A 288-nucleotide genomic window follows, 5' to 3' on the forward strand; every position below is an offset into this window, starting at 1 on the left:
CCAGCAACCTTAAGCTACAACGACGTGCGCCTACTCAGACCAAGGTTCCACCCACGGAAGGGTCAGAAGAGCCCGAAATTGGGCGCTTATGCGTCTGCTCGCCCTCAGAGGTCGCCGGCACACCCATCAGCCCTCGGCGGCGTCTTTCGGGTCCGACAGCCCCGGCAGGTAGGGGGCAAGGCCTTGCGTGTACCAGCCCAGCGGCTGGTTGCGCCACTGCGTTGGAATGTCCGGCAGCGTGAAGTCGTTCTCGTAGGCCGAGCATCCGACACTGCGGCCGATATCCAA

At 63.5% G+C, this 288-nt stretch carries 1 protein-coding gene; it reads right to left on the reverse strand.

The genetic code is table 11. The features are described from left to right. Positions 1-126: 126 nt before the first annotated feature. A partial coding sequence (locus BST12_RS34075; RefSeq protein ID WP_170062243.1) for a DUF7956 family protein occupies positions 127-288 on the reverse strand: 162 nt, incomplete at its 5' end.

Source organism: Mycobacterium angelicum, assembly GCF_002086155.1.
Taxonomy (GTDB): Bacteria; Actinomycetota; Actinomycetes; order Mycobacteriales; family Mycobacteriaceae; genus Mycobacterium; species Mycobacterium angelicum.